The following is a 24857-nucleotide window of genomic DNA, read 5'->3' on the forward strand; positions in this document are numbered from 1 at the left end:
TTATTTTTAAAAAATTAAAATCTAAAAACAGTCGCTATACAAATTTCTGATGAATTAACTTTATCAAATGTATTACTTGAAAAAAAACTATAATTGAGATACAATCTTGTATTAAAATCGAAAAGTCTTGAAGAAGATATTTTATATTCGGCTCCAAAACCTGGTCCCACGCTAAAAGCATAAATAATTTCATTTTCATTTGTAACTGGCTCCAAAGTATAGGATTTAAATTCACATAAAATTATTGGATTTAATTCCCCATCTTTTGCCATGCTAACAGGCTTAGTTAAATAATTTATAGAAAAATTAAATCTGTTAGGATAATTAAACTTATAACCATTATAAATTACACTATTTGAATTAGATAGTGGAATTGAAAAATCAAGTTCAAAATTTTCAGTTAAAAGTAATCCAAATGATAAACTAGTATAAAATGATGAATAGCCGCCTTCATGCTCATCGTCTTTAAAATCAATAACATCTGATGAAAATTTTAAACTAAGATTTAGAAAACTTCTAGATAATATTTTGTGCTTAATCTGCTTTTCATTATTTAAAAAACCATCTTTATCCTTTGTATAGAGAAAATATATTTTATTATCAGTCTTTTGGGCATTAGGCAAAGTGGTTTCAAATTCAAAAAAAGAATAATTTTGATAATCTTGTTTATTTACTTTAAAAGATTTCACAATAGAAGACTCATCAACATTATTAATGAATTTTTGGTCAATTGATTGCTTGGATAAAATTAAATTTTTACTAATACTATCTTTTAACTCTAAATTTTCAAAATAAATTTTTCCAATCAAACTTTTTTTTGGTTTTATTGGAATCAATGTTTCAAAAATTGTAGTTGTAGCAATTGAATCAAATAGTATTAATTCTTTGGGCTTATCCTTTGTATCAATATTTATAATTATCTCCCTAGAATATTGTATTCCATCATATACTTTAAATCCTAATTTATATCTCCCTTTTTTGTTAATATTTATCACTTGTTTAGAACTATTTTCTTCAAGTGGAATTTTACTAATAGTCTGATATTTTTCATCCTTATTGATAACATTTCGCCAGAGATAAGCAATATTTTCTGTATCATAATCTCCAGAATTTGAACCATCAAAATCAATAGTTGTATTCAATGGCAATGTTATAAAGTATTCATCTTCTGAACCATCAAAAGTGTTTTCTAAAAGCTTCAATTCAACTTCAGGGATTCTGTTTGTATTTGGGAATAATCGTTGAATAGCATTTTTAATTTCTAATGTATAATTCTTTTCTTTAGGATTTATAAAAAAGTTCTCAATATTTAAAACTCTATCTGAAATATTGTATGGAGTGTTTTGCTCTGAAGTTATTGTTTCAAAAAGTTGAAATTGAAACTCAATTAACTCACCCAAAGTATTTGTCTTGACTGTCAAAAAGTAATCGTACTTTTTTAATATATTATAAATTCTTTCTCTTACCTGGCTTTCTGATTCATTATAATAGAGACTTGATTTTGAATTAATTGGTTTATGAATCAAAATTAAATCATTCAATTCAGCTTGATATTTATTATCAGTAATAAACCTATTAAATGAGTTTACAGAATTAAAATAGAGGTTTTCAGTTTCAGTATTAACTAAATTTCTAATTATATTTTCTATATAAGGTTGCATATATCCCCTATCATCCGAATAAATTAGAATTGATTTATTACCTTGGTTACTTATTTGTGAAAATCCTACATTAATTGTAGAAAATAGAATAATAATTATTAGTAAGTTTTTATACATGCAACAATTTTTTTTGATACTAAATCAACATTAGAATTAACATAGTTATCTATTGAAGCATTTATTTCATCCATTATATAAGTCTTAGAATTTGGACGCATTTGATTTATTTTAAATTCTTTTAAATCACAACAAAAATCATTATTAATTAAGATTTTTAAATTTCCTCCTGAGTAATAGTATGCTTTTGAGCCATTATCTACTAGTTCAATATTTCCTGAATAAGTAATTTCGATAAGATTATTCGAATTTGAAACAATCTTTATTTTTTTGAGTTGTGATACTTTTTTTATAAGATCTTGATTTGTACTACCTCTCAACGAATATTCAATTTGCTTTCTATTGTCATCTTTTTCTATGGGATTATTTATAATAGTATTATTGTCACCATTTATATTATTATCTCCATTAATATTATTATTGCCATTAATAGACCCTTCGCTTTTAGTACTTATGGAATCCGCAATTACTTTTGAATGTGACCCAATTTCAATTGGCCCAATTTTAAAGGGAGTTTTCGTAATAATGAGATAACCTACAATTATAAATGCTATAATAACAAGTATAGCTATTCCTTTTTTATTTTCTGCAATTAAATCTTGAGTAGTTCTTCCATTCATCATCATTTGAAATTCATTGTTTTTAAAATTTCTAATATTCGCTAACTAAATAATTATTTTCAAACTTAGAAAACTTATTTATCAAAGGTTAGATTGACCATTTATTCTACCAAATTTCCACATTCCCTTTCAATTTTCTATAAGTATAAATACGTATTTTTCACCCCACACAAATCTCTCCATTCCACCCTTCAATCCCTTACGGATTCCCGTAAAATCCTCATTTCAAGATTAAAAATCCAACAATCTGAAAATCGGACAATCGAACAATCCCAAAAATCTTGGCACACCATTTGTAAGTCAATTCCTTCAAATGTAAAAACGTAACGAGAGACGTTACGTAATCAACGATCAAAATATTTTAATCATGAAAACAAATTCAGAAACCGGCCACACAAAAAATGTAGCCAACTTCAAGCAACTGGTAAACTTAGTCAACAGCTATGGGGCAGACTACAATCCGGCAAGAGCCAACCTCAAAATCCCAAACCTCAACACCATAGCCACAAATGCCCAAACTAGTCTCACTTCTGTATCCGTAAAAAACACCCAGTACAACAATGCTGTCAACAGACGGTTCATAGCCTTCGAAAATCTGAAAAAACTCTCGACAAGATTGGTTAACGCACTCGCAGTATCCGATGCTCCAAAACAAATGGTCGACGATGCCAAAGGATTTAACCGCAAACTGCAAGGCAAAAGAGCATCCGCTATCGTTAAGCCGGTAAATGAAAACGAACCCGCTCCGGTGACCATCAGTGCGAGCCAACAGTCATACGATCTGCAAATCCAGCATTTCAGGAATTTAATCACGGTTTTGGAGTCGGAAGAAAGCTATAATCCCAACGAAAACGAACTTAAAATCGAGACGCTCACAGCCAAACAAAGCGAATTACTCGAAAGAAATAACGATGTCTCCATTGCCCATGCAGTAATCCGCAATGCCAGAAATGCCAGAAACAAAACCCTTTACGAAGACAATAACGGATTAGTGGACACCGCACTGGAAATTAAAAAATACGTCAAATCAGCCTACGGAGCAAACAGCACTGAATTCAAACAGGTAAACGCTATAAAATTCAGGAACGTAGCAGAATAGTTTAACCTATTCAAATAAAAACCTTGCAGCATTTGGATTTTTCCTCTCTGTTGCAAGGTTTTTTTTTACCATTCTGTGAATAGTTGGTACTGCACGATAAATAGTAGCTTCCGCACGGTTACGATTACCAAACGCACGATAAATTATTCCTTCCGCACGATTACAATTACCAAACGCACGATAGATTATTCCTTCCGCACGATTACAATTACCAAACGCACGATAAATTATTCCTTCCGCACGATTACAATTACCAAACGCACGATAGATTATTCCTTCCGCACGATTACAATTACCAAACGCACGATGAATTATTGCTTCCGCACGATGAATTATTGCAACCGCACGATTAATATTAGTTGATGTTCAATACCTAACGGAACAGAGTAACGCAAAAGCAATGATTTCACTATATTTGAAAGTATCTATACTAAATCAAGGTTAATCAGTCATGAAACATATACTCCGGATAACATTTCTTTTAGCTTTGCTCAGTAATTCACTAACTGCCCAGACTCATGAGAACCTTGAAGATCATGTACTTAATTCCTTTTACCGGAGTCATGACAGCCTACCCAAAATTACATATCTGGATTCTTTGGCAACAGTTATCAAAAAAAGAAAAAAGTTTAACCATATTTACGGTTGTTTGAGTATGATTGACTCGTATGCAAATGATAGTAAAACCATATCGAATATTCATCAGCGTTTAAAAGATTTGTCCCGAAAATTATGCTCGGAAAATAAATTCTTCGTTTTGATAGGCGGATCCAATTGCTGGAGTTCTTCCGAAGAAAAAAATATCAATGAAAAATTAGTAACTGTTCACTATGTATGCGTAAGCGGATGTGTTTCTTCCTTTCCCTATGGGGAAGCAGTTGAAGTATTCAATAATGAAACGAGGCGTTTTTTAAGTTGGAAGGAAAAGGAATAGTTTAGAAACAAAATCATGAAACAAAAACACTTTTCTTACAGTACATTTTAATTTTAATTTCTTCATTTTGTTTTCCAAAAACACACAAAATGATTTTGGTATATTTGTGAATATCAGCAATACCTCAACCGTATAAAACCAACGGAATCAAACCATCATTTTATGAGAAAGCCTATAATACACGAAGAAGACCCAAATCTTGAGTATAATCTTTGGGGATCAAACTATCTTAAATACAAAGGGGAACTCTTTACAGGAACACTGATATTTGATGATACAAACCCAATATCATATGCCGAATACAAAAATGGAGATTATGATGGTGAAAATGTTTCCTACCATAAAAATGGCAAATTAGCAGAAAAAGCTATTTATAAGGACGGAGATTATATAGAAGGCCAAGAGTGGCATCCTAATGGTCAAATCAAATTTGATTCAACAGAAGGGAAACAATGGGATTTGAATGGAAAATTAATTCAAGTAAATGGAATCTGGCTATATAACAATGGAAATCCAAAGCAAAGAAGGATAGAAAATGGATGTTTATACTTGTCACCAAACGGCGATACCCTATTTAAGGTTTTGTATAATAATAGTGGAGATTTTAAGAATTCAGTCGAATATTATGATGAAAATTTACACAACTCTTATAATCAACTTTTGCTTAATGAATATGGTGATTTAGACAGTCTTTTTTATAATACGGAATGGTATTTTTGGGGTTGGATCTGGAAGCTTTATTCAGAGGATGAAAATAAGACATTTATAATCTTAACCGATTTAAAAAAACATATAAATAATTCTGTTTCCCAAAAAGCATCTGAGTTAATAATTAAAATGAGAGAGAATGCACAGAAAAATACTTGGAAAGAATATGGTGGTTATCATATAAAAAACAATAGCTAAAAGCGGTTTGGCAAGATTGCCAAAAATCAATAAACCACTCGCCTGTTTCCCCCCGCTCCGCAATCCCGATAGCTATCGGGACCTGACTTTGAGGTATTGTTAACATTATGTTTTAAAATACCTAAAACAGTTTTTAAGAATTACTTGTTCAAAACCTTATAAATATAATTTCAGCTCAAAGCCAGAAGACTCTGCGCAGTAAGGGATTATACTTACTGCTCGCATAACATTCGCTACTATTTGCTGTTCATTCAACTTTCAACCCCGATAGCAATTAGAAGAAAAAATCTACTGTTGCCAAAGCAAAAAAATAAATTACCTTAGGGTTTCAAAAACATTAAATAATAACATGAGAAAAATATTCCTTAAAACCATACTAAGCTTTTCACTTTTCCTATTAATAAACCTAAAAACCAATGCACAGGAAATCAATTTGGAAAATTTGATAAACAAAACTTGGCTACTGGAAAAATATGAGGAAAACGGAGAAATTTTACCTCCTAAAGAATCAGCTGAAGAAGAAAAATTAATTTTTTATAAAGATAAGAGTACTGTATGGGTAACTAATGTTGGTACAGTAAAAGGAACTTGGTCATACGATGAAAAATCAAAAAACCTAGCGATAAGTTATGAAAATAACGAAGAAGAAATAAACCTTAAGATAATCAGAATCAGCGAAAGCAAATGTATTTTCACGTTAAAGAATGAAGAAACCGGCAATCTGATAAAAGTACATTTATATCTGGAAAAATAAGTCAATACCCAACCCTCAATCGCGATAACCGCTACTGCGCCAAACTGCAGGACCTTAGCACTCATTATAAGTGCAACACAGAAACACCAAGACAATGAAAAAAATAACATTCACGCTTTTTGCATTATTTCTTACCCTCTGGACTTTCGGTCAGACAGACATAAACAACCTTGAACGCATTGACGGACTTTGGACAAAGAAAGGTGAAAGGGTCGCCTTTACAGGACAGTTTGTAGAATATTTTGACAATGGAAAAATCAAGGGTAAAGGAGAATTCAAAGTCGGATTAGTTCACGGCTTGCGTATTGTTTACTACGAAAACGGAAATAAAAGCCTTGAAAGAAATTATTTCAATGGAATTAATGACGGAGCGAGTATAGAATATTACTCAAGCGGACAAGTAAAGCAGGAAGCAAACTTCAAAAACGGTAAAGAAGATGGGACTTTAAAAGCATTTTTCGAAAACGGACAAGTTAAAGCTGTATTAAATTTTTCAAATGGTGTTCAACAAGGTGACTATTTTGAATACACTCCTGAAGGAAAACTAAAAGCACAATACTATTTTGTGAATGGTAAAGCTGGCTATTCACCTGAATTTATCGATTTAACAAAACAAGCACTTGAATTAAGTAAACAATTTAAAAATGAAGAAGCTGTAAAACTATATGGCAAAGCTATTGAACTCAATCCGACAGTAGCCCAAGTGTATTTTAATCGTGGAACTTGTAAAGGCAATAACTTTGACTTTGAAGGAGCAATAAAGGACTATGACAAAGCTATTGAACTCAATCCTGAATATATGCAAGCCTATGGCAATAGGGGAAATGCAAAAATCAATATGTTCACATCAAAAGGAAATCTAAACCCAACTCCTGAACAGACTGATAGTGCTTGTGAAGATTTTCATAAAGCAGTTTCACTTGGCGACAAGACAATCGGGACAGAAGATATGATTTATATACATTGCAAAAACAGCAAGAAGAAAAAGAAATAACGAGTACTAACACTGGTTTTCAGCTCCGCAATCCCGATAGCTATCGGGACCTGACTTTGAAGTATTGTTAACATTTCACATAAAACGAATTAAAACTACATGCTTACAGGGACTTTCCTACTCCCAAAACATCCGCTTACCACAATAGCCACATTTCCTCTTAGCTACTTGCCGATTATGCTTCGCCTGTTCATATTTCTTACCCCGGTTCCCTGAAAAACCTTATCTTAGTAAGGAATATCGTTTTATACAACTGCATTGTTTTGAAGCCGTTAGAACGTTAGCGGTACTACCTAAGCGGCAAAATACAATACAAAACCAGACATTTAATCTAACTTTTTATGAATGAGACACACAACATAGAGAATCATAAAATGAATGAAGTATCTGTATTTAGGCTATACCTACTTCGGGCAACTTATTTACTTATATCCGTAGGTCTTGGATTTACCATATGGCCACAAATAATCCACCACCCAACTCCTTGGTCTCTCTGGCACGGAGTAGGCTGCAGTTTACTGGGGGCAGTTTCAATCTTGGCCTTTATGGGAATTCGCTATCCTCTGAAAATGTTGCCTGTGCTTTTCTTTGAACTGATCTGGAAGTCAATATGGCTGATTGCAGTTGCATTACCTCTGTGGTCCGCCGGTCAAATGGATGCGGAAAATTTGGAAACAACGCAAAACTGTTTAATGGGAATCATCGTACCCCTTGTGATTCCTTGGGTCTATGTTTGGAGACATTACGTAAAGATGCCTGGAAATCGATGGAAATAAAATCGTAACGCTAAACCATTTCTGCTAACAGTCTCTTCTGCTGCTTAATCCCGATAGCTATCGGGATTGCGGAGTGAACGAGGTAATGCAGCATTAATTCTTTTGGAATATTGGGTATTACGAATAAAAAAAGCCGGCGGGATGTAACCGGTAATGGCTCCACTTCGTCTTAAATAAGAAACGATGACGGAATTTGTAAATTCAACTTTAGGCCCAGGTTTGTGTAAATAGGGGGTTAAAGCATTCCAATCAGAAAAAATGAAGCCATGTATTTAACAAAAGATAATGTACGGAATAAAAGAATAAGACTACTGACGGTAATTTTACTTGCTATTGGGAGTTTTTTGGCATACTATCAAATTTTCCATAAATCAAAAGAAGTAAACAGTGCAATATTCAAATTACAAAAAGTGTTTTCTGCACACACCTCAGATGTCTGGGCAGTTAAATTTAGCCCCAATGATGCTTGGCTGGCCAGCGGCAGCGTAGATGGTACCGTGAAAATTTGGAACAAAGAAAACGGAGCTCTTATCCGTGATCTGAAGCATCCCATTGGTGTGACATCTGTTGCTTTTGCTCCAAACGGAGATCTTTTAGCCACTTGTGCCTATGACGCAAAAATCAGGCTTTGGAAATTGCCGGAAGGAAAATTACTAAAAGAATTCTCCGGGCATAACGGAACGGTCTGGTCCATAGATTTCAGTTCAGACAGCAAGACATTAGTAAGCAGCGGTGAAGATAAAACGATTAAATTATGGGATGTGGAAAGTGGTAAACTTTTGCGGACTTTGATTGGGCATTCCCTTACCGTCTGGGATGTTAAATTTAGTCCTGACGGAGCAAAAATTGCGAGTGGGAGTTATGATAAAACGATAAAAATCTGGGATGCCAAAAGCGGGAAGCTACTAAACAATTTAACTGGTCATACCGAAGCTGTCGTATCATTAGCATTTAGCCCGGATAATAAGTTACTGGTCAGTACCAGTGATGACAAGACTTTGAAACTATGGAATACAACTACCTGGAAGCTTATCAAAACAATAGAAGTTCCGGAACACATCCAAGCTTCAGATTTTAGTCCCGATAGTACAAGATTGTTAACCGGGGGCAGGGATAAACCGGCAATTGGTGAATTCCTGCAAAATTTCTTTGGGGATTCGGACTATAACAAAGGGGTTTCTATGCGTTTATGGGATGTAAAAAACGGTAAGCTTCTTCAGACGTTCTCGCAACATGCCAATGATGTAAATGATGTCTCTTATTCTTCTGACGGTAAATGGATTGCCGGCAGTAGTTCGGACAAAACCATTACGCTTTGGAAATTATCGTATTGATTTAAACAAACGCACAACGTAGTGGAGTAAAATGTATTGAGAACTCTTTTGAAGCAGGGCCTCTCGATACATTTTTACTCCGTTACACTGCGCAAAAACACTCGAGGTGACGTACACTGAAAGTCCTTCTCTGGCGCGTGCGTCCCGCTTGTGCCATAATAAATTGTCAACAGTCCTTCAATCCTCCACCGGCGGCTGAGCCTGTCGAAGCCCAAACCCGATCGCGCGGATTTGTAATCCGTGCTCATCTTCAATCCAACAATCTGATAATCTGATAATCTGATAATCTATCCTTCATTCCCGTAACAAAAACCCCTACCAACCGTCTAATCCTCTAAAAACAAACCAACTATGAATCAATCAAAAAACCTCCCGTTAAAAATGGGATCGCTTTTCGGAGCATTGTTAGGCACTGTTGTAGTCAGCATCGGGATTATACGCTATAAAACAGGGATGATCCTCCGCGACGACCAAACACTGAGTTATGTGTACTGGTGCATTTTCACCCTAACGGTATTGTATGCCGTATTCCAATTCAAAAAGAAGGATCCTTCCTCCTTTTCGTATAAACACACCGTAAAAATCGGGCTGCTGGCAGGATTGATCAGCGGACTCCTATACACCGTCTACATCGTCGTGCTCAATGGTTATATTGACCCGGAACTGGCTTCGAAAATAATCGAGTATAAAAATGCAAACCATTCGGGTATGGCGGCCCAGGATGTTTCCGATTCCACCAAAATCATGGAAATGAGCGAGGCATTAAGAGGATTGATTTATACTTTTGTATGTATGACGTTCGGAGTTATTCATTCCATGATTGGGACATTGGCCGCGAAAAAGATTAATTAAGCCAAGAGCATCAATCAATAATGGTAAAGAACATTATTCCTGAATGAGGTTTTGTACTTGCCTGTTTTTAGCTAAATTTACAAACAGCAGAACAGCAACTGCACGCAATCCAATACAGTTATAATGATGAAGTATCAGTTCCGGAAAGCTTTAGATTCAGAAATTCCGCAAATCTGGAAAATCCTGCAACAAGCGATCGAAAGAAGGAAAAATGACGGCAGTAACCAATGGCAAAACGGTTACCCTAATCCCGAAACCATACAAAATGATATCGCAAAAGGAAACGGTTACGTTTTAACCGATCAGGAAACCGTTATAGCCTACAGTGCCGTAATCATTAATGATGAACCCGCTTATCTGGAAATTGACGGACAATGGCTAACCAATGGTGATTTTGTCGTGATACACCGGGTGGCTATTTCGGAGGACTATTTAGGACAGGGACTGGTTCAGCAAATGTTTGGGCTTTTTGAAGATTTCGCGCTCGAAAACAATATCCATAGCATCAAAGTCGACACTAATTTTGACAATCCGGCCATGCTAAGGATAATGGATAAACTAGGATACACCTATTGTGGTGAAGTCTTTTTTAACGGGAGTCCGCGGAAAGCTTTTGAGAAGGTTTTGAAAGTATGAAAAAACTAACCTTTTTTATCATATTGCTTTTTTCAACTGCAGGATTTAGTCAGAATAAAACCGACAGTCTTTTTATTGCCTTTAAAAAAAGTTCCTTTTACGAAAGTGTTTACCCTGCCAAAATGCAACTCGAAAACCGGCAAAAAGAAATCATTCCTGAGTTAATTAAATTACTTAAAGACACAACGTTTGTAAAACTCACAGGTACAGGAGATTTAATTTATCCTGGGGCGACTGAATTTTATGGTCACGGTCATTATGTTCCTTATGATATGGATTGGATTTCAGTCAGAGCCGGTTGGCTTCTGGAAGAATTGACCTTTCAGGATTTTGGTTATAAAATTGTCGAAATTGATGAAAAAGACTTAATTAAATTAATGAAGGACAATTATCCGGAATATATCCATAAAGGCAAACTTAATCTGACTTGGAAGAAAAAAAACACAAAAGAGAAATGGATTGAATTCAGGAATATCCTTGCTCTTAATGCGGAAAACTGGTGGAAGAAAAACCAAAAGGACTGGACACGGATGAATGCCATCAAAGAGGCACTTACTTCAAAAAACGAAAATCAGTTAAGTGATGTTATCCAATACCTTAGGTATGGAGAAACTGCATGTGAAGGGTTAACAAAAGAATCATATGAAAAAGAAATAAAACCTATTGTTGAATCATTAATCCTTTCAGAGTATACTGATAATACACGTATCGTAATCGAATACCTTATCCGTGATGGTTTAGGAACAGACTTAAAAAATAGAAAATGAAACTGTTCTCATTCCTAAATAAAAAAAATGATAAACCTGCTTACAAATGTTCTTGTTGCGGACAGGTTTATGACAGTTTACCGCTTTGTTTTGGATCTGACTATCCTATTTACTACCATTCGGTTCCTGAGGAAGAAAGAACAGAAAGAATAGAATTGAAGGAAAGTTTATGTGTGGTCGACGGAAAACATTTCTTCCATCGCGGCCAACTCACAATTCCAATCATCGATTATCATGAAGATTTAATCTTTAATGTCTGGACGTCTATCAGCCCAGATAACTTCAGCAAACGGATGGATTTATGGGAAAACCCAAGCAGAATAAACGAAGAACCTTATTTTGGCTGGTTACAAACCATTATTCCAACCTATGGGGAGACTTTAAACCTGAAAATGATTGCAATTGAACAGAAAATCGGGACAATTCCCAAAATCAAATCCATCGAAGAAGGACACCGCTTGACCATTGATCAGGAAAACGGAATTACTTATAAAAGAGCTTTGGAAATAGTAGATGAAGTAACAAGGCAACAGCATAAAGTGAGTTAAATTCAATAGTAATGAGCTATTTAACACACTTCATTATATTTGTAATGACCAACTGCAATTAACACCATGAAAAACCTCGCCCTACTCCTCTTTTTACTTTCCGCAGCCATTTCCTATGGCCAGGATAAATACGATGCATCGCAGATTTCTTCCAAAACAAAGAAAATTGTTGGGCTCATTGCCAAAGAGAACACGGTAACAGGTCGATTCATTGGATACAGCGGAAATGAATCGGAACAGTATAAAAACTTTGAAAAATTGATGTTGGCATCAACCAAAGAACTTTTAAACCTGACCAATCATCCCAATGGTGCCGTAAGATCTTATGCCTTCTGGGCATTGTGCTTTCGTAGCAATGTTGATCTTTTCGGGATTGTCAAAAATCATATGTCCGACACTGAAGTTGTAGAATATCAATCCGGTTGCATTGCATCAGGCGAAAAAGTTGGTGATTTTTTCGTCAGAATGGTTACATCTAACTATGAAAATCCGAATAGAAAGACAAAAACATTAACCGAAGCCCAACGCAAGGAATTAGACAGCTTACTGATTTACAGTCCGAATGACCTTTCCAGCCGTTACCGCGCCATTGAAAATGCTGAGCCTTCGGAGCAACTCTATCCTGTTCTGAAAAATCTGTACACAACTACCCACAACCAAAGTGCTTTACTAAAACTATCCGAATACAAAAAAGAAACCGATATTCCTTTGATTTTATCAAATCGTGAGGAAAATAAAGATCCGGAAAGTGGTTATTATTACACCTATAAAGCCATGCAAAATTTTCCAAGGACAGAATACATTCCTTTTTTAGAACTCAGACTGCGCGAAACACTGGACGAAACCGGATTCAGTAATGAATGGCAAGAATTGTACACCGTAATTGCAGCTTTTAAAAACCAGAAAGCCCTGGAGTTACTGAGCATTCCTCTTACTGAAGTGAAGCATAATTACATAAAGGGGTACCATCTTGATTTTATTTATGATGCCGTATTGGATAACTACGATCCGTTGTATGCCGAACTTTTATGGAAAATATGGGAATCAGGTCAGAACATCAACGTAACAGGTTATCTTTTTTATCTCGAAAACAACCTTCAGCGAGCTTATAAACAAACAGTAAAAGAATTTGGTATCGAGCCCGCCCAATCATACAACAATCTTGTTTACAATCAGGATATCGTAACTGAAAAACTGAGTGAAAGTATGTTGAATCTGATTCTTTTAAATGACAAAAAACTGGCAAACGAAATAATCAAATTACAAATCCTCAATTCTGATGTACATGGTTTTAAAACCTATACTGCAGTCATAAAAAAAGACAAAGATCAGATTTTTGTAAAACCTTTATTGGAAAGATTTGCCAAAGAAAATAATCCACATGTCTATCTTGAAATCGCAAAGACTCTGATTGCTTATCAGGACAAATCCATAAACGAACAGATCATCGCTGTACGGAAACTCAATAGAGGATTGATCGAAGATTGGGGTGGTGAAGAATTGACTGAATTATTAGAGAAGCATAATATCAGGTAGGAACTTTGATGTAGCGACATTGTGTTATAATAAACAGCAGGTTTCGGGTTTCAAATCAACACCCGCCCCACAATTCCGATAGCTATCGGGACCTGACTTTGAGGCAATCTAAAAAATAATCTTTAACCTTTTTTCTATTCTTTAGTTAAGATTCCTAAACCAATCACCGTTAATTTATGGGCACGGATTGCACACGAGCGAAGCAAACCGATGAAATAAATCCACCCTATCGGTTTGCTTTCAAACAGTTCGCTTTGATCAAGTGGATACTATAGCTAGTCAATCTTTCTTGGAGAATATCCAGAAATCAAATTTTCTTACATTTTTTTCCTACATTTATCACTACTATACGAAGCCACGATACGTTATGAACAATTAAAACCAAAATTCGTTAGAAAATCAATCCTGAATTTTTAGCCAGTTTAAAAACCTTAAATTATTAAATGTTGGGAATAATCCGAAAAGCCAACTAAATTTTGAAGTAGGATATTAAAACTTATTAAAAATGAAAACAAAATTATTTATACCCTTATTTGTCCTATTCTTTACTATGAATTCTTGTTCTGTTGAAGAGAGCTTAAATGAAAGCACAGAAAACGAGCAAACAATAGTAAAAAACAATAGCAATAATTCATCAAACAGCAAGACAGCGCCATTAAACTTAGTTACTCTTAACTACAATCAAAATTTATCTTGCAATAATGCTAATCTGTCTTATAGTGAAAGTTATTACCAAAGTCAGTTAACAAATGTTGGTGGTAATGTATTTATAAGTGAAAACCATAGCTATAGCATGCTTTTAAATTGGAACATAAATGTAGATATTGCTAATTTTAATACTATGTTTTATTTGGAATTAAAAGACTTATCTACTGGAAATATACAAATGGAACCTCTTCCTGCTAATGGACAGGTTTTAATATCGCATCTTACTTATCAATGGCCAACAACTATCGATCCTTATCAAATAGTAAATTATAAAGAATTTGAGTACCGATTTGTATATAAGTATCGTAATTCCGGTCAACTTTGTACTTCTGCAACTAATTGGAAATACTTCAATTTAATTCAATAACTGCTCATAACAACTTGTATAGTCAGTTGACTGGTTTCATATAATACTTACGAAAATTCTACCCAGCCGCGTGAATCCTTTCACGCGGTTTTTTATAAAACCATGGTGTATTTATAATCCGTACTTTAAAAAATTTTACCCCCTATAGCGCGAATTTGGTCAGCCAGAGTTACATCGTCGGTTCCGTGTTGGTATTTTCTATATTTGTATGTAGCTATATTAAAAAAAATGTCACTCCTGTAACCTACTACTATCTCAAAACAGCAAGTTTCGGGTTGTATCGTTACCCTATTGTTCTGACATTTACGTTACTAAATTTGATTACCATGAATGAGCAGGACCAACTCAATTATACCCGGATTGCCGAAGCGATCGAGTATCTGAAAAGCAATTTTAAGCAACAGCCCAACCTGGAGGAAGTGGCCGAACAGGTACATTTAAGTCCGTTTCATTTCCAACGGTTATTTCACGACTGGGCGGGAACAACTCCCAAGAAATTTCTGCAGTACATCAGCCTGGAACACGCCAAGAAGTTATTGAAGGAACAACAAAGTACCTTATTTGAAACCGCTTTTGAAACGGGACTATCGGGTACGGGACGTCTTCACGATTTATTCATCACCATTGAAGGCATGACTCCGGCCGAGTATAAGAATGGCGGAAAAAGCCTTACCATCAACTACAGCTTTGCAGAAAGCCCTTTCGGAAACCTCATCGTCGCTTCTACCCCAAAAGGCGTATGCCACATGGCTTTCACCAAAAATGATATAATGGCGCTAAATGAACTGCAATCAAAATTCCCCAATGCCACTTTACAACAAAAATTGGACTTAAAGCAACAAAATGCGCTCTTTATTTTCCAGAACGACTGGAGCAAACTACCGGAAATCAAACTGCATTTAAAAGGCACCGACTTTCAGTTAAAGGTCTGGGAGACTTTGCTGAGAATTCCGTTGGGCCAACTTTCAACATACGGCACCATCGCCGAAACAATTGGAAACCCGAATGCTTCCAGAGCCGTTGGGACCGCCATTGGCAATAATCCTGTCGCCTACTTAATTCCCTGCCACCGTGTGATTCAGCAAAGCGGAAATATTGGCGGTTATATGTGGGGTACTACCCGAAAAACGGCTATTATAGGTTGGGAGAATGCCAAAATTGATGCACTGTAAGTCCGCAAGAATCGGGTTTTAATCCTAACCGTACCGCTTCATCTTTGTACCGATAACAAATTAATTATTTACAAGATGAGTACATTTATTTTAGTCCATGGTTCGTGGCACAGCGCCTGGAATTGGCACAAAGTAGTTCCGGTTTTGGAAAGAGAAGGACACAAAGCGATTTCCATTGACTTACCGGGTATGGGAAGGGACAAAACACCTATTGAAGAAGTTACACTTGAAGTTGCCGTTAACAAATTGATTAAAATAATTGACCAACAGGAAGGACAAGTCATTCTGGTCGGGCACAGTAAAAACGGCATCATGATTTCACAGGCTGCCGAATACAGATCACATAAAATCGAGAAATTAATTTACCTGGCGGCTTATTTGATTCCCGATGGCAAAACACAGGCGGAGTATTCGGCACTGGACACCGAAGGCGTTTTAAAACCATATGTTACCCGATATCCGGAAACCAATTCGCATACGTTACAACACGAGATTTATAAAGAAGGTTTGTACCACGATTGTGACGATGATATCACAGAAATGGCCAAATGCATCTTAAGCCATGAAAGTATGGCCACAGCAATTACTCCCTTACAACTCACCGACGGCAATTACGGCAGTATACCGCGTTACTACATCGAATGCACCGAAGATAAAGCGGTTACACCTTTCATCCAACGCAAGATGTACACCGAACTGCCTTGCAAAAAAGTATACCAAATGACGACCAGCCACTCGCCTTTCTTCAGCCGTCCAAATGAATTGTGTGCGATTATTACTGAAATTGCCGCTAACTGATTGGATTAACAAAAGCTTCCGCTCTGCAATTCTGATGGGAATCAGGATTGTGGAGCTGATAAAGTTTATTCTTGCTTTACGCTGCTATTTGGATATATTTGCAATTCAAATTTCCCCAAAGATGATCCAAAGAACTATTCTTCCTTTTGTTTTGATTTTATTGCTGACAGGCTGTGGTAAATCTAATGACGCACCTGAATTTGTTGAAAAAGAAAGGGCAGACAGTATTTTTAGTGAGGCAAAAGATGATGGCCGTAACACAAAAAAGGATACAACAGCCATTCCGAATTTCCCTACTGAAGAAGATATGTCTCTGGAACTACTTTTGGCCGGCGGTGTTTTTCATGACGACGAAGTAAAGGAAGGTTCAGATACTAAAAGTTGGATGGGCATTTTTGAAACCAAAAACGGCTTCCTCCTGGCAGAAACCAAAATTACCATGGCCCATGCACATGATGCCATTCTTGATGAAACTGAAGACGATAAAACCGGATGGGAAATCGATACCACATTAAAAGACACTTGCCTTTATTTAATTGAAAAGATTCCTTCTTTAACCGAACGGAAAATAAAAACGGTTAAAGTCCCGGAAACCATCCTGCCGAAAAAGAAATTCAAGTTTACCTTTTCAGGTAATCAGTATACCCTTTCTGCGGAAGGAACAATGAAAAAACAGGATGAAGAATCGGATTATGAAGTACTAACTGATTACAGGCTTTATTTAACGGCTAACATCAACGGAAAAGACCATACTGCACTTCTTGTGGCCCAGGATATATTTGATGACCAGATGATTAAAATTCTTTTTGCAGGTGATATCGATGGTGACGGGAAACTCGACCTGATCATTGATACTTCGTATCATTACAACATGGGAAGACCTACCCTATATTTATCAAAACCGGCAGACGACAATCAAATTATAAAGCCTGTGGGCATGTTCACGTTTGTGGGTTGCTAAACAAACTGTTAAAAAAACTTATTTCTTAACTTAATATCAGTCTGTTAGCTTTAAGTAATATTGTGCTTTTATTAACAGGCATAGTATTTATATTTGTGACTTTAACACTAAAAATCCCGCTAATAAAAGCTCTTGGGACATTTTATAACTTAAAGCACAAAACATGAAAAAACTGTCTTTACTTGTATTGGTTTGCATAAGCCATCTTTCCTTTTCTCAAACGCCAAATGTTCCGCAACAAGCTTTTATCGAAGTGACAGGTACAGCTAAAAAGGAAATCGAACCCAACCAGATTTATATTTCCATTACGCTGACGGAAAAGTCAATCGACAATAAAAAATATACGATCGAAGCACAGGAAGCTAAACTAAACCATATTTTAACCGAGTTAAACATCCCGAAATCAAAGCTCACCCTTGCTGATTTCAGTTCTTCAGCCATTACCCAAAAAAGAAAGGAAATTGGTATTGTGCAAAATAAGAAGTTTAATTTAGTATTGGAATCAGGCAGGCAGGTTTCTGATTTGTTTGATAAACTTTTTAGTGCCAATATCAAAGAAGCGGATGTGACCAGAATTGACCATACCGATATTTTGGCTTATAACAAGGAAGTACGTATTGATGCTGTTAAAGCGGCTAAAACAAAGGCAGAATATCTTTTGAACGCAGTAGGGAATAAATTGGGAAAACCGCTTGAAATTGTTGAAGAACAAGATTCAAATGATTTTAATTATTACAGAGGAAATGTATATAACGAAGAATTTAATGCGAATGTTTCGAATACTGCGTCTCCTCTTTCCAGCAGTGAATTCAAAAAAATAACAGTTACGTTTTCGTATAAAGTAAAGTATGCGATTGAGTAGATTTATGCCTGAACAAGCTCTGCCATTACTTTCTGTTTGAGCTAACTTAAAAATAAAAAAACTCCCTGCAACCAAACAGGGAGTTCAGTAACCAAACAAACTATGAAATTGTTGTTTATTTAACCAACCATAGTTAAGATGTAAAGTCGTACAAAAGGTTGCGTAAAAAAAAATAAAAAAAAGCGAATCTTTTTTGATCCGCTTTTTAATATGTTGATTTTAAGACTTTTATTATCCTAAAACTTCTTTAACTTTTTTACCGATTTCAGCCGGAGAGTCAACAACGTGGATTCCATTTTCTCTCATGATGCGTTTTTTAGCTTCAGCTGTATCATCAGCACCACCAACGATTGCACCTGCATGACCCATAGTTCTTCCTTTAGGAGCAGTTTCACCAGCGATGAAACCTACAACTGGTTTGCGGTTACCGTCAGCTTTAATCCATTTAGCAGCATCCGCTTCTAATTGACCACCGATTTCACCAATCATGATGATACATTCTGTTTCAGGATCGTTCATCAATAATTCAACAGCTTCTTTAGTTGTTGTTCCGATGATTGGATCACCACCGATACCGATTGCTGTTGTGATACCGAATCCCTGACGTACAACCTGATCAGCAGCTTCGTATGTTAAAGTTCCTGATTTAGAAACGATACCAACTTTTCCTTTTTTGAAAACGAAACCTGGCATGATACCCACTTTAGCTTCTTCCGGAGTGATTACACCAGGACAGTTAGGACCTACTAAACGACAGTCTTTACCTTTGATGTAGTCATATGCAGTAATCATATCCGATACAGGGATACCTTCAGTAATACAGATGATTACTTTGATACCTGCGTCAGCAGCTTCCATGATAGCATCCGCAGCAAATGCAGGCGGAACGAAGATGATAGAAGTATCTGCACCCGCTTGGTCAACTGCGTCTTTAACCGTGTTGAAAACCGGACGCTCCAAGTGAGAAGTTCCACCTTTACCAGGAGTTACACCACCTACAACGTTTGTTCCGTATTCGATCATTTGAGAAGCATGGAAAGTACCTTCACTTCCTGTAAAACCCTGAACGATTATCTTTGAATCTTTATTTACTAAAACACTCATATTATTGCTTGTTATGTTTATTTTTTGTGTTGCAAAAGTAAGTTTTTATATCTACTCGCAAAAATTATTTTCACTTAAAATTCCAAACTCTGATTTCTATTTATAAACTATTTGGATTTTGGAATTTAGTTCTTGTAATTTTAATATAGTTGGCTCATCTGATAGCCGTAAAACAATTTATCATCCTTTATTTCCCAGATGGTTATAAATGAGGCCAACAGGACTTCTTCAGACGGGTTTTCGATTGTTTTTCCGTAATGTTTGTAACGGATGGTTACGGTTTTATCATCTTTTAACAGATGGGAAATGTCACTGCGCATGGAAATGTACGTCCGTTCCAGTTCTTTGGTCAACAATATGATGTCTTTCTTGCGCATTTTAAGAAAACCTTTACTGCTGTTCCATTCCAGTGTGATTTCGGGATGTAAATATTCTTCCAAGCGCGCACTGTTATACAATGCATCGGAAGAATAAATTTCTTCGATGAATTTCCTAACCTTCATTCTGATTGAGTTTATTGAGTATTTCAGGTATTTTTTTGACGTTTGCCAATTGTTTAAGCTTTTCACGTGATTCTTCCACCGGTGTCCCGAAATAGGTTTTTCCTCCGTCAATTGACTTGGTTACCCCGGTTTGTCCCATTACAACTGCTTTGGCACCAATGCGGATTCCGCTGGTTGTACCTACCTGCCCCCAAAGGGTTACCTCATCTTCAATAACCACACAACCTGCAATTCCGGTTTGTGATGCAATCAGACATTTTTTACCAATAAAGGTATCATGCCCCACGTGCACCTGATTATCGATTTTTGTTCCTGCACCAATAGTGGTATCACCTGTAACGCCTTTATCAATGGTACACAGTGCTCCGATACCTACATTATCTTCGATAACAACTCTTCCTCCGGATATCAATTGGTCAAAACCTTCCGGTCTCTTCTTGTAATAAAACGCATCAGCTCCTAAAATAGTCCCTGAATGAATAATTACATTATCTCCTATAACTGTATTGTCATAAATGGAAACATTGGAATGAATCAGACAATTCTTTCCGATGGTTACATTGTTACCCACAAAGCTATTCGGCTGTATAATTGTGCCTTCCCCTATTTGGGCAGAAGCAGCAATCGCAACATTTGAAGCCTGAAAGGGTCTGAAGTGATTGGTTAGTTTATTGAAATCCCTGAATGGGTCATCAGAAATCAATAAAGCTTTACCATCAGGACAGTCAACCTCCTTGTTGATTAAAACAATGGTTGCCGCCGATTGTAAAGCTTTATCGTAATATTTAGGATGGTCCACAAACACTATATCTCCAGGTTCGACAACGTGAATTTCATTCATTCCCAGAACCTGAAACTGTTCACTACCAACGAATTTACAGTCAATGATAGCGGCAATTTCTTTTAAAGTATGTGCTTGGGGAAACTTCATATTTTTCTAAGTAATTAGTGATTAGTAAAGAGCAATTAGTGAAAAGTGATTAATCCTTAGCTATTGTAAAAGAATAATTCCCTTCAGATATCAATACTAAACTCTTTCCATGTATTTACCTGTAGCAGTATCAATCTTTATTTTATCACCTTCGTTGATGAACAAAGGAACGTTGATACTTGCTCCTGTTTCAACAGTTGCAGGTTTAGTTGCATTAGTTGCTGTATTTCCTTTTATTCCTGGTTCTGCGTACGTTACTTCAAGAACAATTGAAGCTGGCATATCCACTGATAAAGGCAAATCAGTTTCAGTATTGATCTGAACCATTACGTTAGTTCCTTCTTTCAATAATTCAGGTGCATCAAGGATATCTTTGTTCAAAGTGATTTGTTCGAAAGACTCATTGTTCATGAAATGGAAATCGTTTCCTTCTGCATATAAGAATTGGAAAGTGTGTGTTTCAACACGTACCACATCAATTTTATGTCCAGCTGAAAATGTATTATCCAACACTTTTCCAGAAGTTAAACTTTTCAATTTAGTTCTTACGAAAGCAGGTCCTTTTCCTGGTTTTACGTGAAGGAATTCTATGATTTTGTAGATATCGTGGTTGAACTTAATACATAATCCGTTTCTGATGTCTGCCGTACTTGCCATTTTGTGTATATAAATGTTATTGTTTGTAAAAAATATTAAACTCCTGTGTATCCTTTCATGATACCTCTTGATGAATTTCTGATAAAGTCAAGGATTTCATCACGCTCCGGAGTTGCCTCCATTTCTGCTTCTATTTTAGCCAAAGCCTGTGTGGTGTTGAAATTCTTTTGGTAAAGAATTCGGTAAATATCCTGAATCTCCCTGATTTTTTCAGTGGTGAATCCTCTTCTTCTCAATCCAACCGAATTGATTCCGATAAATGAAAGTGGTTCTTTTGCTGCTTTTGTATAAGGCGGAACGTCTTTTCTCACTAAAGATCCACCTGAAATCATGGCGTGATCACCAATTGAAATAAACTGGTGTACCGCTGCCAAACCTCCAATAATAGCATAATTCCCAACAGTTACGTGTCCGGCTAATGCTACTCCGTTTACTACGATGGCATTATCTCCGATATGACAATCGTGTGCAATGTGTGCTGTTGCCATTACTAAACAGTTGTTACCGATTTTGGTTTGTCCCGATGCGATGGTTCCTCTGTTAATGGTTACACATTCACGGATGGTTGTATTATCTCCAATTACGGCCAGTGATTCTTCCCCACCGAATTTTAAATCCTGTGGTACAGCCGAAATAACGGCTCCCGGAAAAATATTACAGTTTTTACCGATTCTGGCACCTTCCATGATGGTTACGTTTGAACCAATCCAGGTTCCTTCTCCAATAACCACATTGTTATGAATAGTTGTAAAAGGCTCAATTACTACATTTTTAGCAATTTTTGCGCCTGGATGAACATATGCTAATGGTTGATTCATTTGTTACTCTGTTGCTTTATTGTTTTTTTACGATTTGTGCCATTAATTCGGCTTCAGCCACCAATTTACCGTTTGCGAAAGCATAAGCCTGCATATGGCAGATTCCTCTGCGGATTGGTGAAAGCAAATCCAATTTAAATATTAATGTATCGCCCGGTAAAACTTTATGCTTGAACTTTACATTATCGATTTTCATGAAATACGTCAGGTAATTTTCCGGATCCGGAACAGTACTTAGAATTAAGATACCTCCGGTTTGTGCCATCGCTTCAACGATTAAAACACCCGGCATAACCGGTGCCCCCGGGAAGTGCCCCACGAAGAAATCTTCGTTCATGGTCACATTTTTCAAACCTACCACATGCGTATCAGACATTTCAAGGATACGGTCAACCAATAAAAATGGCGGACGGTGTGGCAACATGGCCATGATCTTGTGAATGTCCATTAACGGTTCCTGGTTCAAATCATAAACCGGTACATTATTACGTTGCTCGTTTTTAATGATTTTTGCCATTTTTTTCGCGAATTGTGTATTCACGAAGTGCCCTGGTTTGTTAGCGATGATTTTACCTTTGATTTTAGTACCAATTAAAGATAAATCACCGATTACGTCTAATAATTTGTGACGTGCGGCCTCATTTGGATAATGAAGCGTTAAGTTATCTAAAACCCCGTTTGGAGTAACTGAAATCTTTTCTTTACCGAAAGCAACTTTTAATTTATCCATGGTTTCCGGAGACAATTCCTTGTCTACATAAACGATGGCATTGTTCAAATCACCTCCTTTAATTAATCCGTTTTCCAACAACATTTCCAGTTCGTGTAAGAAACTGAAGGTACGGCAATCGGCTATTTCTGATTTGAATTCGGAGATTCCTTTCATGCTCGCGTTTTGGGTTCCCAGAACTTTTGTTCCGAAATCAACCATTGCAGTTACCTGATACTCATCGGCAGGGATAACTGTAATCTCACTTCCGGTTGTTTCATCGGTATATGAAATTACTTCTTTAACTGTATATACGTATCTTTCTGCATCCTGCTCTACGATTCCCGCTTTTTCAATTGCTTCCACAAAATATTTGGAAGAACCGTCCATAATAGGCAATTCAGAAGCATCCAACTCAATAATCACGTTATCGATATCACTTCCGACAAAAGCAGCCAATACATGCTCAGGAGTTTGAATCATTACTCCTAATTTTTCAAGATTAGTTCCTCTTTGTGTATTGACAACATACGCTGCATCTGCTTCGATAACTGGCTGTCCTTCCAAATCCACACGGATAAAAGTATAGCCGTTGTTAATAGGTGCAGGCTTAAAAGTCATTGTTACTTCTTTACCTGTGTGTAATCCAACTCCTTTAAGAGTAATTTCCGATTGAATGGTTTTTTGCTTAACCATGATTAGTTGTTTTTCTTTTTTAGTTCTTCTATTTCTGAAACAATTTTAGGTAAGTTTTTGAAATGTACATACGATTTGTTGTAATCGCTGTAATTTAATGCCGGACTTCCCTGCAATGTTTCATTGTCTTTTATATTTCTTCCCACTCCGGTTTGTGCCTGAATGCGGACTCCGTTACCTACAACAAGATGTCCTGCAATTCCAACCTGACCACCAATCATACAGTTTTTACCGATTTTTGTTGATCCTGCTACTCCCGTTTGTGCTGCAATAACCGTATTTTCACCAATTTCCACATTGTGTGCAATCTGAATCTGATTATCCAATTTCACACCTTTACGGATGATGGTAGACCCCAAAGTCGCACGGTCAATTGTCGTTCCGGCCCCAATATCAACATTGTCCTCCAGGATAACATTCCCTATTTGCGGTACTTTGCTGTATTCTCCGTTTTCATTCGGTGCAAAACCAAATCCGTCGGCACCAACAATGGCTCCGGAATGGATGGTACAATTTTTCCCGATTATTGTTTCGGAATAAATCTTGGCGCCTGCAAAAATAATAGTATTATCTCCAATTACCACATTATCACCCACAAAAGAATTCGGATAAATTTTAACATTGTCACCTATGACTACATTTTCACCTATATAACTGAAACTTCCCAAATAGAAGTTTGCCCCGTGCACAGCTGTTTCTGACAGAACACAAGGCACCTCAACCCCAACTTTATTGAGCTTGATCTGATTGTAAAATTCCAGTAGTTTTGAAAATGATTTATATGCGTCATCCACCTTGATCAAGGTTGTCGCGATTTCACCTTCAGGAACAAAAGTATTATTAACAATAGTGATTGTCGCTTTTGTTTCGTAGATGTAATTGATATATTTAGGGTTTGCTAAAAATGTTAAGGAACCTTCTGTTCCTTCTTCAATTTTAGACAATTTAGAAACTTCCGCGTTTGGATTTCCCACCACTTCACCTTCTAAGATCCCTGCTATTTGCTCGGCCGTAAATTTCATTAGGACAAAAGTATA

General features: G+C 36.3%; 25 protein-coding genes. 16 read left to right on the forward strand and 9 right to left on the reverse strand.

Annotated elements, in window-relative coordinates:
- Window positions 1-14 precede the first annotated feature (14 nt).
- Both NAT51_RS14070 and NAT51_RS14075 read right to left on the reverse strand, forming a co-directional pair.
- The gene (locus NAT51_RS14070; RefSeq protein WP_250599704.1) at window positions 15-1778 is read right to left on the reverse strand and encodes a hypothetical protein; all 1764 of its coding nucleotides are present in this window, start codon (window positions 1776-1778) and stop codon (window positions 15-17) included.
- On the reverse strand, window positions 1760-2404 hold the full coding sequence (locus NAT51_RS14075) for a hypothetical protein (RefSeq protein ID WP_250599706.1): 645 nt from the start codon (window positions 2402-2404) through the stop codon (window positions 1760-1762). The genes NAT51_RS14070 and NAT51_RS14075 overlap by 19 nt, the downstream gene beginning before the upstream one ends.
- Before the next feature lie 361 nt (window positions 2405-2765).
- Here NAT51_RS14075 and NAT51_RS14080 point away from each other — a divergent pair, with 361 nt between their 5' ends.
- The 16 genes from NAT51_RS14080 to NAT51_RS14155 all read left to right on the forward strand — a co-directional run bounded on the left by NAT51_RS14080 (window position 2766) and on the right by NAT51_RS14155 (window position 18402).
- Window positions 2766-3497 carry a hypothetical protein gene (locus tag NAT51_RS14080; RefSeq protein ID WP_250599708.1) on the forward strand — a complete coding sequence of 244 codons (732 nt, stop codon included), beginning with the start codon at window positions 2766-2768 and terminating at the stop codon, window positions 3495-3497.
- Window positions 3498-3948: 451 nt separating this feature from the next.
- A complete protein-coding gene (locus NAT51_RS14085; RefSeq protein ID WP_250599710.1) occupies window positions 3949-4431 on the forward strand; it encodes a hypothetical protein in 483 nt (160 codons plus the stop codon).
- Window positions 4432-4593: 162 nt separating this feature from the next.
- Window positions 4594-5337, forward strand: a complete 744-nt coding sequence (locus tag NAT51_RS14090) for a toxin-antitoxin system YwqK family antitoxin (protein ID WP_250599712.1) — start codon at window positions 4594-4596, stop codon at window positions 5335-5337.
- Between the two features lie 349 nt (window positions 5338-5686).
- A complete protein-coding gene (locus NAT51_RS14095) occupies window positions 5687-6091 on the forward strand; it encodes a hypothetical protein (protein WP_250599713.1) in 405 nt (134 codons plus the stop codon).
- Between the two features lie 94 nt (window positions 6092-6185).
- Entirely contained in the window at window positions 6186-7085 is a 900-nt protein-coding gene (locus NAT51_RS14100; RefSeq protein ID WP_250599715.1) for a tetratricopeptide repeat protein, read from the forward strand.
- A 1042-nt stretch (window positions 7086-8127) separates the two neighbouring features.
- Window positions 8128-9195, forward strand: a complete 1068-nt coding sequence (locus NAT51_RS14105; RefSeq protein ID WP_250599717.1) for a WD40 repeat domain-containing protein — start codon at window positions 8128-8130, stop codon at window positions 9193-9195.
- Window positions 9196-9546: 351 nt separating this feature from the next.
- Window positions 9547-10047, forward strand: coding sequence for a DUF4199 domain-containing protein (locus tag NAT51_RS14110; protein ID WP_250599719.1), 501 nt, complete (start codon window positions 9547-9549; stop codon window positions 10045-10047).
- A 126-nt stretch (window positions 10048-10173) separates the two neighbouring features.
- Entirely contained in the window at window positions 10174-10683 is a 510-nt protein-coding gene (locus tag NAT51_RS14115) for a GNAT family N-acetyltransferase (RefSeq protein ID WP_250599768.1), read from the forward strand.
- Window positions 10680-11450, forward strand: coding sequence for a hypothetical protein (locus NAT51_RS14120; RefSeq protein WP_250599721.1), 771 nt, complete (start codon window positions 10680-10682; stop codon window positions 11448-11450). Before NAT51_RS14115 ends, NAT51_RS14120 begins: the two co-directional genes overlap by 4 nt.
- Complete coding sequence (locus NAT51_RS14125; RefSeq protein ID WP_250599723.1) at window positions 11447-11998, forward strand: DUF2199 domain-containing protein; 552 nt, start codon at window positions 11447-11449, stop codon at window positions 11996-11998. Before NAT51_RS14120 ends, NAT51_RS14125 begins: the two co-directional genes overlap by 4 nt.
- A 66-nt stretch (window positions 11999-12064) precedes the next feature.
- Window positions 12065-13534 carry a hypothetical protein gene (locus tag NAT51_RS14130; protein WP_250599725.1) on the forward strand — a complete coding sequence of 490 codons (1470 nt, stop codon included), beginning with the start codon at window positions 12065-12067 and terminating at the stop codon, window positions 13532-13534.
- Window positions 13535-14039: 505 nt separating this feature from the next.
- Window positions 14040-14609 (forward strand): hypothetical protein, encoded by a 570-nt coding sequence (locus NAT51_RS14135; RefSeq protein ID WP_250599727.1) that lies wholly within the window; start codon window positions 14040-14042, stop codon window positions 14607-14609.
- A gap of 326 nt (window positions 14610-14935) precedes the next feature.
- The gene (locus NAT51_RS14140; RefSeq protein ID WP_250599729.1) at window positions 14936-15781 is read left to right on the forward strand and encodes a bifunctional helix-turn-helix domain-containing protein/methylated-DNA--[protein]-cysteine S-methyltransferase; all 846 of its coding nucleotides are present in this window, start codon (window positions 14936-14938) and stop codon (window positions 15779-15781) included.
- Window positions 15782-15856: 75 nt separating this feature from the next.
- Window positions 15857-16579 (forward strand): alpha/beta fold hydrolase, encoded by a 723-nt coding sequence (locus NAT51_RS14145; RefSeq protein ID WP_250599731.1) that lies wholly within the window; start codon window positions 15857-15859, stop codon window positions 16577-16579.
- 121 nt (window positions 16580-16700) lie between these two features.
- Window positions 16701-17540, forward strand: a complete 840-nt coding sequence (locus NAT51_RS14150; RefSeq protein ID WP_250599733.1) for a hypothetical protein — start codon at window positions 16701-16703, stop codon at window positions 17538-17540.
- A gap of 163 nt (window positions 17541-17703) precedes the next feature.
- Window positions 17704-18402 (forward strand): SIMPL domain-containing protein, encoded by a 699-nt coding sequence (locus tag NAT51_RS14155; protein WP_250599735.1) that lies wholly within the window; start codon window positions 17704-17706, stop codon window positions 18400-18402.
- A gap of 231 nt (window positions 18403-18633) precedes the next feature.
- On the opposite strand, the gene sucD is transcribed toward NAT51_RS14155, so the two are convergent.
- The 7 genes from sucD to lpxD all read right to left on the reverse strand — a co-directional run bounded on the left by sucD (window position 18634) and on the right by lpxD (window position 24842).
- Window positions 18634-19506, reverse strand: a complete 873-nt coding sequence (gene sucD, locus NAT51_RS14160; protein WP_250599737.1) for a succinate--CoA ligase subunit alpha — start codon at window positions 19504-19506, stop codon at window positions 18634-18636.
- A gap of 140 nt (window positions 19507-19646) precedes the next feature.
- Entirely contained in the window at window positions 19647-20009 is a 363-nt protein-coding gene (locus NAT51_RS14165) for a nuclear transport factor 2 family protein (protein WP_250599739.1), read from the reverse strand.
- Window positions 19999-20940, reverse strand: a complete 942-nt coding sequence (locus tag NAT51_RS14170; protein ID WP_250599741.1) for a UDP-3-O-(3-hydroxymyristoyl)glucosamine N-acyltransferase — start codon at window positions 20938-20940, stop codon at window positions 19999-20001. Before NAT51_RS14170 ends, NAT51_RS14165 begins: the two co-directional genes overlap by 11 nt.
- Before the next feature lie 96 nt (window positions 20941-21036).
- Entirely contained in the window at window positions 21037-21597 is a 561-nt protein-coding gene (gene efp, locus NAT51_RS14175; protein ID WP_250599743.1) for an elongation factor P, read from the reverse strand.
- A gap of 35 nt (window positions 21598-21632) precedes the next feature.
- Window positions 21633-22415 carry an acyl-ACP--UDP-N-acetylglucosamine O-acyltransferase gene (lpxA, locus tag NAT51_RS14180; RefSeq protein ID WP_250599744.1) on the reverse strand — a complete coding sequence of 261 codons (783 nt, stop codon included), beginning with the start codon at window positions 22413-22415 and terminating at the stop codon, window positions 21633-21635.
- A 16-nt stretch (window positions 22416-22431) separates the two neighbouring features.
- Window positions 22432-23820: a bifunctional UDP-3-O-[3-hydroxymyristoyl] N-acetylglucosamine deacetylase/3-hydroxyacyl-ACP dehydratase gene (locus tag NAT51_RS14185; RefSeq protein WP_250599746.1), complete on the reverse strand. Its 1389-nt coding sequence runs from the start codon at window positions 23818-23820 to the stop codon at window positions 22432-22434.
- A 2-nt stretch (window positions 23821-23822) separates the two neighbouring features.
- Complete coding sequence (gene lpxD / locus NAT51_RS14190) at window positions 23823-24842, reverse strand: UDP-3-O-(3-hydroxymyristoyl)glucosamine N-acyltransferase (RefSeq protein WP_250599748.1); 1020 nt, start codon at window positions 24840-24842, stop codon at window positions 23823-23825.
- Between the last annotated feature and the right edge of the window lie 15 nt (window positions 24843-24857).

The organism is Flavobacterium amniphilum (assembly GCF_023634845.1).
GTDB classification, from domain to species: Bacteria; Bacteroidota; Bacteroidia; order Flavobacteriales; family Flavobacteriaceae; genus Flavobacterium; species Flavobacterium amniphilum.

Excerpts from the sequence above, each read along its gene's own strand:
- NAT51_RS14115 (WP_250599768.1), top strand. The coding sequence starts at position 10,174 with ATGAAGTATCAGTTCCGGAAAGCTTTAGATTCAGAAATTCCGCAAATC.
- sucD (WP_250599737.1), bottom strand. The coding sequence starts at position 19,506 with ATGAGTGTTTTAGTAAATAAAGATTCAAAGATAATCGTTCAGGGTTTT.
- NAT51_RS14085 (WP_250599710.1), top strand. The coding sequence starts at position 3,949 with ATGAAACATATACTCCGGATAACATTTCTTTTAGCTTTGCTCAGTAAT.
- efp (WP_250599743.1), bottom strand. The coding sequence starts at position 21,597 with ATGGCAAGTACGGCAGACATCAGAAACGGATTATGTATTAAGTTCAAC.
- NAT51_RS14165 (WP_250599739.1), bottom strand. The coding sequence starts at position 20,009 with ATGAAGGTTAGGAAATTCATCGAAGAAATTTATTCTTCCGATGCATTG.
- NAT51_RS14120 (WP_250599721.1), top strand. The coding sequence starts at position 10,680 with ATGAAAAAACTAACCTTTTTTATCATATTGCTTTTTTCAACTGCAGGA.
- NAT51_RS14100 (WP_250599715.1), top strand. The coding sequence starts at position 6,186 with ATGAAAAAAATAACATTCACGCTTTTTGCATTATTTCTTACCCTCTGG.
- NAT51_RS14145 (WP_250599731.1), top strand. The coding sequence starts at position 15,857 with ATGAGTACATTTATTTTAGTCCATGGTTCGTGGCACAGCGCCTGGAAT.
- NAT51_RS14080 (WP_250599708.1), top strand. The coding sequence starts at position 2,766 with ATGAAAACAAATTCAGAAACCGGCCACACAAAAAATGTAGCCAACTTC.
- NAT51_RS14125 (WP_250599723.1), top strand. The coding sequence starts at position 11,447 with ATGAAACTGTTCTCATTCCTAAATAAAAAAAATGATAAACCTGCTTAC.
- lpxA (WP_250599744.1), bottom strand. The coding sequence starts at position 22,415 with ATGAATCAACCATTAGCATATGTTCATCCAGGCGCAAAAATTGCTAAA.
- NAT51_RS14070 (WP_250599704.1), bottom strand. The coding sequence starts at position 1,778 with ATGTATAAAAACTTACTAATAATTATTATTCTATTTTCTACAATTAAT.
- NAT51_RS14075 (WP_250599706.1), bottom strand. The coding sequence starts at position 2,404 with ATGATGATGAATGGAAGAACTACTCAAGATTTAATTGCAGAAAATAAA.
- NAT51_RS14110 (WP_250599719.1), top strand. The coding sequence starts at position 9,547 with ATGAATCAATCAAAAAACCTCCCGTTAAAAATGGGATCGCTTTTCGGA.
- lpxD (WP_250599748.1), bottom strand. The coding sequence starts at position 24,842 with ATGAAATTTACGGCCGAGCAAATAGCAGGGATCTTAGAAGGTGAAGTG.
- NAT51_RS14105 (WP_250599717.1), top strand. The coding sequence starts at position 8,128 with ATGTATTTAACAAAAGATAATGTACGGAATAAAAGAATAAGACTACTG.
- NAT51_RS14095 (WP_250599713.1), top strand. The coding sequence starts at position 5,687 with ATGAGAAAAATATTCCTTAAAACCATACTAAGCTTTTCACTTTTCCTA.
- NAT51_RS14185 (WP_250599746.1), bottom strand. The coding sequence starts at position 23,820 with ATGGTTAAGCAAAAAACCATTCAATCGGAAATTACTCTTAAAGGAGTT.
- NAT51_RS14155 (WP_250599735.1), top strand. The coding sequence starts at position 17,704 with ATGAAAAAACTGTCTTTACTTGTATTGGTTTGCATAAGCCATCTTTCC.
- NAT51_RS14130 (WP_250599725.1), top strand. The coding sequence starts at position 12,065 with ATGAAAAACCTCGCCCTACTCCTCTTTTTACTTTCCGCAGCCATTTCC.
- NAT51_RS14150 (WP_250599733.1), top strand. The coding sequence starts at position 16,701 with ATGATCCAAAGAACTATTCTTCCTTTTGTTTTGATTTTATTGCTGACA.
- NAT51_RS14140 (WP_250599729.1), top strand. The coding sequence starts at position 14,936 with ATGAATGAGCAGGACCAACTCAATTATACCCGGATTGCCGAAGCGATC.
- NAT51_RS14090 (WP_250599712.1), top strand. The coding sequence starts at position 4,594 with ATGAGAAAGCCTATAATACACGAAGAAGACCCAAATCTTGAGTATAAT.
- NAT51_RS14170 (WP_250599741.1), bottom strand. The coding sequence starts at position 20,940 with ATGAAGTTTCCCCAAGCACATACTTTAAAAGAAATTGCCGCTATCATT.
- NAT51_RS14135 (WP_250599727.1), top strand. The coding sequence starts at position 14,040 with ATGAAAACAAAATTATTTATACCCTTATTTGTCCTATTCTTTACTATG.